Annotated in this window: 8 protein-coding genes and 1 pseudogene; 5 read left to right on the forward strand and 4 right to left on the reverse strand. The window is 63.6% G+C overall.

Going from position 1 to position 9743, the window contains the following annotated elements:
• Window positions 1–94: 94 nt before the first annotated feature.
• Complete coding sequence (gene sohB, locus DCO48_RS08200; protein WP_116550098.1) at window positions 95–1111, reverse strand: protease SohB; 1017 nt, start codon at window positions 1109–1111, stop codon at window positions 95–97.
• A 327-nt stretch (window positions 1112–1438) separates the two neighbouring features.
• On the opposite strand from sohB, the gene DCO48_RS08205 reads away from it, so the two are divergent.
• The 4 genes from DCO48_RS08205 (at window position 1439) to DCO48_RS08220 (ending at window position 4564) form a co-directional block, all read left to right on the forward strand.
• Window positions 1439–2137: a histidine phosphatase family protein gene (locus DCO48_RS08205; protein WP_116550099.1), complete on the forward strand. Its 699-nt coding sequence runs from the start codon at window positions 1439–1441 to the stop codon at window positions 2135–2137.
• A gap of 57 nt (window positions 2138–2194) precedes the next feature.
• Entirely contained in the window at window positions 2195–2512 is a 318-nt protein-coding gene (locus tag DCO48_RS08210) for an SCP2 sterol-binding domain-containing protein (protein ID WP_116550100.1), read from the forward strand.
• A 193-nt stretch (window positions 2513–2705) separates the two neighbouring features.
• On the forward strand, window positions 2706–3773 hold the full coding sequence (locus DCO48_RS08215) for a phosphotransferase family protein (protein ID WP_116550101.1): 1068 nt from the start codon (window positions 2706–2708) through the stop codon (window positions 3771–3773).
• Between the two features lie 23 nt (window positions 3774–3796).
• The gene (locus DCO48_RS08220; RefSeq protein ID WP_116550102.1) at window positions 3797–4564 is read left to right on the forward strand and encodes an SDR family oxidoreductase; all 768 of its coding nucleotides are present in this window, start codon (window positions 3797–3799) and stop codon (window positions 4562–4564) included.
• A 12-nt stretch (window positions 4565–4576) separates the two neighbouring features.
• Here DCO48_RS08220 and DCO48_RS08225 read toward each other — a convergent pair.
• Window positions 4577–5475: pseudogene (locus DCO48_RS08225) on the reverse strand (AraC family transcriptional regulator N-terminal domain-containing protein).
• Window positions 5476–5653: 178 nt separating this feature from the next.
• Here DCO48_RS08225 and DCO48_RS08230 point away from each other — a divergent pair.
• The gene (locus DCO48_RS08230) at window positions 5654–6706 is read left to right on the forward strand and encodes an NAD(P)-dependent alcohol dehydrogenase (protein ID WP_116550103.1); all 1053 of its coding nucleotides are present in this window, start codon (window positions 5654–5656) and stop codon (window positions 6704–6706) included.
• 54 nt (window positions 6707–6760) lie between these two features.
• Here DCO48_RS08230 and yiaY read toward each other — a convergent pair whose 3' ends face one another.
• Both yiaY and ilvA read right to left on the reverse strand, forming a co-directional pair.
• The gene (gene yiaY, locus DCO48_RS08235; RefSeq protein ID WP_116550104.1) at window positions 6761–7909 is read right to left on the reverse strand and encodes an L-threonine dehydrogenase; all 1149 of its coding nucleotides are present in this window, start codon (window positions 7907–7909) and stop codon (window positions 6761–6763) included.
• 82 nt (window positions 7910–7991) lie between these two features.
• Entirely contained in the window at window positions 7992–9554 is a 1563-nt protein-coding gene (ilvA, locus tag DCO48_RS08240) for a threonine ammonia-lyase, biosynthetic (protein WP_116550105.1), read from the reverse strand.
• Window positions 9555–9743: the final 189 nt, after the last annotated feature.

A 9743-nucleotide genomic window follows, 5' to 3' on the forward strand; every position in this document is an offset into this window, starting at 1 on the left:
ACCCGGCGCATGGACTACATATTGCTGAGCGCACGGATCAATCCGCGAGTGCCTCCGAGCAGATCAACCCAGCCAGGCCTGCACTACCTATTGTTCAGCGCCAGCGGCTCAGCCGGCTCCACAGGCCCAACAGGGTGTTTTCGAGGGCGCCGCTCGCGCTCAGGCCGACGCGCTCCTGCAAGCTTTTGCGCTCGGCGTAATGCAGGTGGTAGAGGTTGCAGTCGCGGGCGCGTTCGCCGAGGTACTCATCGCTGGTTTTCAGCTCGTCGACCAATTGCTTGTTCAGCGCGGCAACGCCGAGCCAGACTTCGCCAGTCGCAACATCATCGATGTGCAACTGCGGGCGGTAGCGCGAGACGAAGTCCTTGAACAACTGATGGGTAACGTCGAGGTCTTCCTGGAACTTCTCGCGGCCCTTGTCGGTGTTCTCGCCGAACACGGTGAGGGTGCGCTTGTACTCGCCGGCGGTGAGCACTTCGAAATCGATGTCGTGTTTTTTCAGCAGGCGGTTGACGTTCGGTAGCTGCGCGACCACGCCGATGGAGCCGAGCACGGCGAACGGTGCACTGACGATGCGCTCGCCGATGCAGGCCATCATGTAGCCGCCGCTGGCCGCGACCTTGTCGATGCACACGGTCAGCGGTACCCCGGCCTGACGAATACGCGCCAGTTGCGAGGCAGCCAGGCCATAGCTGTGAACCATACCGCCGCCGCTTTCCAGGCGCAGTACCACTTCGTCGCGCGGGGTGGCCAGGGTCAGCAGGGCCGTGATTTCATGGCGCAGGCTGTCGGTGGCCGAGGCCTTGATGTCGCCATCGAAATCGAGGACGAACACCCGGGGTTTGTCCTCGGGAGTTTTCTTCAGCTGTTTTTCGCTTTTGGCCTGCTGCTTGCGCAGGGCCTTGAGCTGCGCCTTGTCGAGCAGGCTGGATTCCAGGCGCTCGCGCAATGCCTTATAGAAGTCGTTCAGGCGGGTAACCTGCAATTGCCCACCGGCCTTACGCCGACCCTTGCTGCGCAAACCGGCAATGGCCGACAACACGACCAGAATCGCGATGACCAACGTCGCGGTCTTGGCGAGGAAGCTCGCATACTCTGCAAGAAACTCCATTTAAAACACCATTGAGGCTCGGAAACCGCCATTCTACGGGCATATTTCCGAGCCTGTCTAACGATGCACCGGTACGCGCGGTACGACAGTCTTTCCACTTATGTCATACGCAGTCACGGGGCTATTTCGCTGGGCATGATCCGTCAGCCGATCAGGCAACTCGTCACAGAAAGACGCCAGGTTCAGCAACTGCGGCGCTTGGCGAGCCAGGCACGGCACCCGTGCAGCGTCGTTCAAACGCTCTTTTCAAACGCTTGTATGTTTTTTCGTTGACAGCCTGCGGGCGGCAACCTAACCTCGCCAGATCCTTCAAAGCAGGCGGACGACGTGGGCAGTATCTACCTGATTCGACATGGCCAGGCCTCCTTCGGTGCGGACGACTACGACGTCCTCTCGACGTTGGGCATGCGTCAAAGCGAAGCCCTCGGCGACCACCTGAACCAGCTCGGCCTGCGCCTGCACCGCTGCCTGGCCGGCGACCTGCGGCGCCAGCAGGACACCGCCCGCCTGACCCTGGCGCAACTGCCCGGCGCACCGGCGCTGGAAACCGATACCGCCTTCAACGAATTCGATGCCGACGCGGTCATCCGCGCCCTGCTCCCCAGCCTGCTGGTGCACGAGCCAGAAGCCCTGCATGTGCTGCGCAATGCCCAACACAACCGGAGCGAGTTCCAGCGCCTGTTCGCGCTGATGATCCAGCAGTGGCACGACGGCGAATACGCCCACGACGGCCTGGAAAGCTGGAACAGCTTCGTCGAGCGGGTCAGCGGCGGCCTGCAGCGAGTGCTGCAGCAGGCCGGCCAAGGCGACAACATCGCCATCTTTACCTCCGGCGGCACCATCGCTGCCCTGCTCCACCTGATTACCGGCATTACCGCCAGCCAGGCCTTTGCGCTGAACTGGCAGATCATCAACACTTCGCTCAGCGTGCTGAAGTTCCGCGGCAGCGAAGTGACCCTGGCTTCCTTCAACAGCCAAGCCCACGTGCAGCTGCTGAGGGCGCCGGAGCTCGTCACCTATCGATGAGCCCCGGCCCACCGCGACTGGCAACGGTCGCTGCAATCACTTAACAAGGAATACACCATGACTTCTGTAGCCGATGCCGTTCAAGCGATGAAAGCCAAGTTCAACCCAGCTGCCGCTGCCGGCCTGGACCTGATCTTCGGCTTCAACATCACCGACGAAGACAAACAGTACGCGCTGATCGTCAAAGATGGCACCTGCGACCTGCAGGAAGGTGAAAACGCAGACGCCAACTGCACCCTGGTGCTGGACAGCGAAACCCTGAAAGGCATCGTCAGCGGCGAAACCGACGGCATGCAAGCCTTCATGGGCGGCAAACTGCGCGTCGAAGGCGACATGATGCTGTCGATGAAACTCAGCGAGCTGTTCCCGGCCTGAGCCCTGCGCTGATGCCGAACAAAACCGAAGCGCGCAACCGCTTCGGTTTTTTTTCGCCTGGCGTTTGACCCGGCATCAGGTACGTTGATCGACCGGCAACACGCGCGCCTATAAGGCTGGGCGGCGCTTGTCCGGCCCCGTTGTGAGAATTAGATTAGCCAATAGTAATCAGCTTTCAGAATAAGGGATCAGCATGACGCTCACCGACCAGTCCACCCAGGTCCGCCCCGGCGAAGAACTCGATGTCGCCCTCATCGACCCTTACCTCAAGGCCCACATTCCCGGCTTGAGCGGTACGCCGACGATCAGCCAGTTCCCCGGCGGCGCCTCGAACCTGACCTACCTGCTGCAGTACCCGCAACGCGAGTTCGTGCTACGCCGTCCGCCGTTCGGGCACAAGGCCAAGTCGGCACATGACATGGGCCGCGAGTTCCGCATCCTCAACCAGCTCAACCGTGGCTTCCCGTACTGTCCCAAGGCCTACGTGCACTGCACCGACGAGTCGCTGATCGGGGGCGAGTTCTATGTGATGGACCGGGTCAAGGGCATCATCCTGCGCGCCGACCTGCCGCCCGAGCTGGGCCTGGATACCGCGCGCACCGAGGCACTGTGCAAGAGCTTCATCCAGCGCATGGTCGAGCTGCACCAGGTCGACTATCACGCCTGCGACCTGGCCGACCTGGGCAAGCCCGAGGGTTATGTGCAGCGGCAGATCGAAGGCTGGGCCAAGCGCTACGACACCGCGTTGACGCCAGATGCACCACGCTGGGAAAAGGTCATTGCCTGGCTGCGCGACAAGCAGCCGGCCGACCACCCGCGGCCGGGCATCATCCATAACGACTACCGCTTCGACAACGTGATCCTCGATGCCGATAACCCGATGCGCATCATCGGCGTGCTCGACTGGGAAATGACCACCCTCGGCGACCCGCTGATGGACCTGGGCAACACCCTCGCCTACTGGATCGAAGCCGGCGACCCGGCCCCGGTGCAACTGATGCGGCGCCAGCCGAGCAACGCGCCGGGCATGCTCACCCGTCGGCAGTTCGTCGACTACTACGCCGAGCGCGCCGGCATTGCCATCGACAACTACGACTTCTATTACACCTACGGCCTGTTCCGCCTGGCCGGTATCGTTCAGCAGATCTACTACCGCTTCTACCACGGCCAGACCCAGGACAAACGCTTCGCCCAATTCATCCATATGAACACGTTGCTGGAGCAGATGAGCCTGCACGTCATCGCCAACTCCGACCTGTGACGACTACAACAAGGAAAACGCCCATGTCCAAAACCCAACTGTTCGACCTCGACGGCAAGATTGCCTTCGTTTCCGGCGCCAGCCGCGGGATCGGCGAAGCCATTGCCCACCTGCTGGCCCAGCAAGGCGCGCATGTGATCGTCTCCAGCCGCAAGCTGGAAGGCTGTCAGCACGTTGCCGACGCGATCATTGCGGCCGGCGGCAAGGCCACTGCGGTGGCCTGTCATATCGGCGAGATGGAACAGATTGCCCAGGTGTTTGCCGGTATTCGCGAGCAGTTCGGCCGCCTGGATATCCTGGTCAATAACGCGGCGACCAACCCGCAGTTCTGCAATGTGCTGGATACCGACCTGGGGGCGTTCCAGAAAACCGTCGACGTGAACATCCGCGGTTACTTCTTCATGTCGGTGGAAGCCGGCAAGCTGATGCGTGAGCACGGCGGCGGCAGCATCATCAACGTGGCCTCGATCAACGGCGTATCGCCGGGGGTATTCCAGGGCATCTACTCGGTGACCAAGGCGGCGGTGATCAACATGACCAAGGTGTTCGCCAAGGAATGCGCGCCATTCGGCATCCGCTGCAATGCCCTGCTGCCGGGGCTGACCGATACCAAGTTTGCCTCGGCGCTGGTGAAGAACGAGGCGATCCTCAACACCGCGCTGCAACAGATTCCGCTCAAGCGCGTGGCCGATCCGAAGGAAATGGCCGGTGCCGTGCTGTACCTGGCCAGCGATGCGTCGAGCTACACCACGGGTGTGGCGCTGAATGTGGACGGTGGCTTCCTGAGCTGACTCAAGCCTGAGTCAGGGCAATGTGGGCGCGGGCTCGTCCCCCGGGCTGCGGGCAAAATGCCGTTTGTACTCGCGGCTGAACTGCGATGGGCTCTGGTAGCCCACCCGGTGCGCCACCTGCGCCACCCCCAGCCCTTCGCCAATCAACATCTGCTGCGCCTTGAGCAAGCGCAAGCGCTTGAGGTACTGCATCGGCGCCAGCAAGGTGGTGCGCTTGAAATGCTCATGGAAGGTCGACACGCTCATGTTCGCGCAGGCGGCCAGCGCCTCGACACTCAGCGGTTCGGCAAAATGCTCGCGCAGGTAACTCAGCGACGCGGCAATCCGCGCAAAGTGGCCCTGCTGTTCCACCAGCGCCCGCAACACGCCAGCCTGCGGCCCGCGCAACGCCACATACAGCACCTCGCGCACCCGCGCCGCGCCCATGACCTGGCTGTCGAGCGGATCGTGCAGGCAGCGCAACAAGCGCTCGACACTGTCGCGCATCGGTGCATCCAGCGCCGCCGAGGTCATCGATTCCGGGGTCTGCAGCTCACTGGCGGCGTGACCGCTCCCCCCATCGCCTGCACCAGTTCGCCCAGCACAATGCGGTCGATGGCCACCGACACGCCAAGCAACGGCGCCTGCTCGGTGGCAAAGGTCTCGCACATGAACGGCACCGATAGCGCCTGCACCAGGTAATGCCCGGCGCCATATTCCAGGGTGCGCGGTCCCAGCCGCGCCAGCTTGCTGCCCTGGGCGAGAATCATCAGGCTCGGCTCGTAGATCTGCGGGCTGCTCGCCACATAGTGGCTCCAGCTCAGTACCTGCACCTGCGGCAGGCGCGTGTCGACGAAACCCGGACGGGTCGCCAGCGGCGCAATCAGCGCACAAAGGCTGGCATTGGCATCGGAATGGGAAGTCAGTTGCATGGCTAACCAGGACGGAGGATCAGACACTTGCATCATCGCAGATCTGCGGCGCATTGCACTCCGGGCGGGCCAAGTCCGGAGGATCAGGCATGACAGCCGGAGAAATGCGGGTGGCCAGTGAAACGTTCCAGCTGGAGAATGTACGCCTTTCATTCTTCAGTGCTTTGCGAGGTTCGCCATGTACACCGCCATCGGTTATGCCGCCCAGTCGGCCACTACTCCCCTCGCCCCCATGCGCTTCGAACGCCGCAGCCCACGGGCCGACGACGTGGCCATCGAGATTCTCTACTGCGGCGTCTGCCACTCCGACATCCACCAGGCGCGCAACGAGTGGGGCATCGCGGTGTACCCACTGATGCCCGGCCATGAAATCGTCGGCAAGGTCACCGCGGTCGGCAGCAAGGTCACCCGCTACAAAGCCGGCGACCTGGTCGGCGTGGGCTGCATGGTCGACTCCTGCCGACACTGCGAAGCCTGCGCTGCGAACCTGGAGCAGTATTGCCTGGAAGGCCCGACCATGACCTACGCCACCCCCGACCGGGTCGACGGCAGCAACACCATGGGCGGTTACTCCAGCAGCATCGTGGTCAGCGAACACTTCGTGGTGCGCATCCCCGTAGGCATGGACCCGGCCAACGCCGCGCCGATCCTCTGCGCCGGCATCACCACCTATTCGCCGCTCAAGCACTATGGGATCAAGCCCGGTGACCGGGTCGGCATCCTCGGCATGGGTGGCCTGGGCCACATGGGGATCAAGTTCGCCAAGGCGCTGGGCGCCGAGGTGACCCTGTTCACCCGCTCGCCGGCCAAGGCCGACGAAGCCCGCCGCCAGGGTGCCGATCACGTCGTGGTGTCGACCGACGCCGCGCAGATGCAGGCTGTCGCCGGGCACTTCGACTTCCTGCTCGACACCATCCCGGTGCAGCACGACCTCAACCCGTACCTGGAAACCCTGACATTTGACGGCGTGCATATCCTGGTCGGCCTGATCGAACCCGTCGACCCGGCGCTGCACGCGGCCAACCTGGTGATGAAGCGCCGGGTGCTGGCCGGCTCGCTGATCGGTGGCATCGCTGAAACCCAGGAGGTGCTGGAGTTCTGCGCCACGCACGGGATTACCTGCGACATCGAAATGCTCGACATCCGCGAGATCAACCAGGCCTATAGCCGGATGATCGCTGGCGACGTGAAGTACCGCTTCGTCATCGACATGGCCACGCTCACGGCGTGACAAACGGCGGCCGACCAATGCCGCGCCGGCAAGGGCGCGGCACCCACGGGGCGATCAGAACGCCGCAATAAAGATCGCTTCAATGTCCGCCTGACTCGCCGTCCGCGGATTGGTCAGGCCGCAGGCGTCCTTCAGCGCATTCACCGCCAGCGTCGGCACATCGTCCTTACGTGCGCCGAGCAGCGCCAACCCGGCCGGAATATCGATGTCCCGGCTCAGTTGCTCGATCGCATAGATCGCTGCTGCACTGCCCGCCTGCGCGCTCAACCCCGCCACTTCGACCCCCAGCGCCTTGGCCACATCGCGCAAGCGCTCGGCACTCACCGCCGCGTTGAAACGCTGTACATGCGGCAGCAACACGGCGTTGCACACCCCGTGCGGCAGGTCGTAGAAACCGCCCAACTGGTGCGCCATCGCATGCACGTAACCCAGCGAGGCGTTGTTGAACGCCATGCCCGCGAGGAACTGCGCATAGGCCATGTTCTCCCGCGCCTGCAAGTCTGCGCCATCGGCCACGGCCTGGCGCAGGTTGGCGCTGATCAACTCGATAGCCTTGATCGCACAGGCGTCGGTAATCGGCGTAGCCGCCGTCGACACATAGGCTTCGATCGCATGGGTCAAGGCGTCCATGCCGGTGGCGGCCGTCAAGGATTTTGGCATACCGACCATCAACGCCGGGTCGTTCACCGACAACAAGGGCGTGACGTTGCGGTCGACGATCGCCATTTTCACGTGCCGCGCTTCGTCGGTGATGATGCAGAAGCGGGTCATTTCGCTGGCCGTACCCGCCGTGGTATTGATCGCAATCAGCGGCAACTGCGGCTTGGCCGAACGGTCGACGCCTTCGTAATCGCGAATATGCCCACCATTGGTCGCGCACAGGGCAATGCCCTTGGCACAGTCGTGCGGCGAACCGCCGCCCAGCGAGATGACACAGTCGCAACCCTCGCGCTGCAACAGCGCCAGGCCCTGCTCGACGTTGGCAATGCTCGGGTTGGGCTTGGCGCCATCGAACACCACGGCATTGATATCGCGTACGGCCAGTTGCTCGGCCAGGCGTTCGGCGATACCGGCCTTGGCCAGCCCGGCGTCGGTGACAATCAGCGCCTTGCGAAAGCCGTAGCCGACTATCGCTTCCAGCGCTTCGTTCAGGCAGTCGATGCCCATGATATTGACGGCAGGAATGAAGAACGTGCTGCTCATGGCGGATCCCTCAGGCAATCATTCAGTGCCTGCAGGATCCGCCTCAACGCCCTGCCGCGTGTTGATCTGGGGCAATGAGCGCTCAGCCGAGGAACAGCCGGTAGGCCGGGTTGTCGGTCTCGTCCCAGTAGCGATAGCCCATGGCAGCCAGTGCCGCCGGCAAGTCGGCCCGCTCAGCCGCCGGCACCTGCAACGCGGCAAACACCCGCGCCTCGGCCGCGCCATGGTTGCGGTAATGGAACAGGCTGATGTTCCAGCGCTGGCCCAGCCGTTCCAGGAAGCCGAGCAACGCCCCCGGCCGCTCGGGGAACTCGAAGCGCATCACCACTTCGTCGGCCGCAGGCCCGGCATGGCCACCCACCGTGTGGCGGACATGCAGCTTGGCCAATTCGTTGTCGGTCAGGTCGAGTACTTCATAGCCCTGCCCGGCCAGGCTTTCCAGTAATTGCGCGCGGGGATCGTTCTGCGGGTGGGTCTGCACACCGACGAACAGCCGAGCCTCCTTGCCTGGGTAATAGCGGTAGTTGAACTCGGTGATCTGCCGCCGCCCCAGTGCCTGGCAAAAGGCGCGGAAACTACCTGGCTGCTCGGGGATGGTCACCGCGACGATGGCTTCGCGCTGCTCGCCCAGCTCGGCGCGCTCGGCGACGTGACGCAGGCGGTCGAAGTTGACGTTGGCCCCCGAGTCGATGGCCACCAGCGTCTGCCCCTGCACGCCGCGGCTGGCCACGTACTTCTTGATCCCGGCCACCGCCAGCGCCCCGGACGGCTCGGTGATTGAGCGGGTATCGTCGTAGATGTCCTTGATCGCCGCGCACAGCTCGTCGCTGCTGACCGTGATCACCTCGTCGACAAAGTGCCGGCACAGCTCGAAGCAATGGGCGCCGATCTGCGCCACCGCCACCCCTTCGGCAAAACTGCCGACCTGCGGCAGGATCACCCGCTCGCCGGCCTGCATGGCTGCCTGCAGGCAATTGGAGTCGTGCGGCTCGACACCGATCACCTTGACCTGCGGGCGCAGGTATTTGACGTAGGCGGCGATCCCGGCGATCAGCCCGCCGCCGCCGACCGGGACGAAGATCGCGTCCAGCGCGCCCGGCTGCTGGCGGAGGATTTCCATGGCCACGGTGCCCTGCCCGGCGATCACGTCCGGGTCGTCGAACGGTGGCACGAAGGTCGCACCGTCGCGCTGCGCCAGGTGCAGGGCGTGGGCCAGCGCGCGGGGGAAGCTGTCGCCATGCAGCACGACATGGCCGCCGCGCGAGCGCACGCCCTCAACTTTCAGCTCCGGGGTGGTGGTAGGCATAACGATGGTCGCCTGCAAACCTAACTCGCGCGCGGCCAGGGCCACACCCTGGGCATGGTTGCCCGCCGATGCGGTGATCACGCCGCGCTCGCGCTGGGCCTGGCTGAGCGCGCTCAGGCGGGTGTAAGCGCCACGGATCTTGAAGGAAAAGGTCGGTTGCAGGTCTTCGCGCTTGAGCAGCACCTGGTTGCCCAGGCTCGTCGACAGGGCACGCGCCGGTTGCAGCGGGGTTTCAATGGCCAGGTCGTATACCGGGGCAGCGAGAATTCGCCGTACATAGTCCGACAGCAGGTTCAGCGGGCTGGTCGCGGTGCCGGGGCAAACGGTAAGGCTGGTCATCGGTGACTCCTGGTTTTTTTGAAGTGCCCAGGAGTCAGAGAGAAAAAACCCGCCTCCAGGGCGGGTTAGGTGCAAGTGCCAGCTAGCCCGCCAATCTGATAATGGCGGTAATAATGCTGTGCTGAGGCAAGTGCTGGAATGTGCTCATGGCAAGGAAACTAGCCCAGGGCTGTAGGCAAAGTCAACCAC

This window comes from Pseudomonas sp. SDI, from assembly GCF_003105155.1.
Lineage (GTDB): Bacteria > Pseudomonadota > Gammaproteobacteria > Pseudomonadales > Pseudomonadaceae > Aquipseudomonas.

Coding starts and splice junctions, on each gene's coding strand:
- sohB (WP_116550098.1), bottom strand. CDS start 1,111: ATGGAGTTTCTTGCAGAGTATGCGAGCTTCCTCGCCAAGACCGCGACG.
- DCO48_RS08210 (WP_116550100.1), top strand. CDS start 2,195: ATGACTTCTGTAGCCGATGCCGTTCAAGCGATGAAAGCCAAGTTCAAC.
- DCO48_RS08215 (WP_116550101.1), top strand. CDS start 2,706: ATGACGCTCACCGACCAGTCCACCCAGGTCCGCCCCGGCGAAGAACTC.
- DCO48_RS08220 (WP_116550102.1), top strand. CDS start 3,797: ATGTCCAAAACCCAACTGTTCGACCTCGACGGCAAGATTGCCTTCGTT.
- DCO48_RS08230 (WP_116550103.1), top strand. CDS start 5,654: ATGTACACCGCCATCGGTTATGCCGCCCAGTCGGCCACTACTCCCCTC.
- yiaY (WP_116550104.1), bottom strand. CDS start 7,909: ATGAGCAGCACGTTCTTCATTCCTGCCGTCAATATCATGGGCATCGAC.
- ilvA (WP_116550105.1), bottom strand. CDS start 9,554: ATGACCAGCCTTACCGTTTGCCCCGGCACCGCGACCAGCCCGCTGAAC.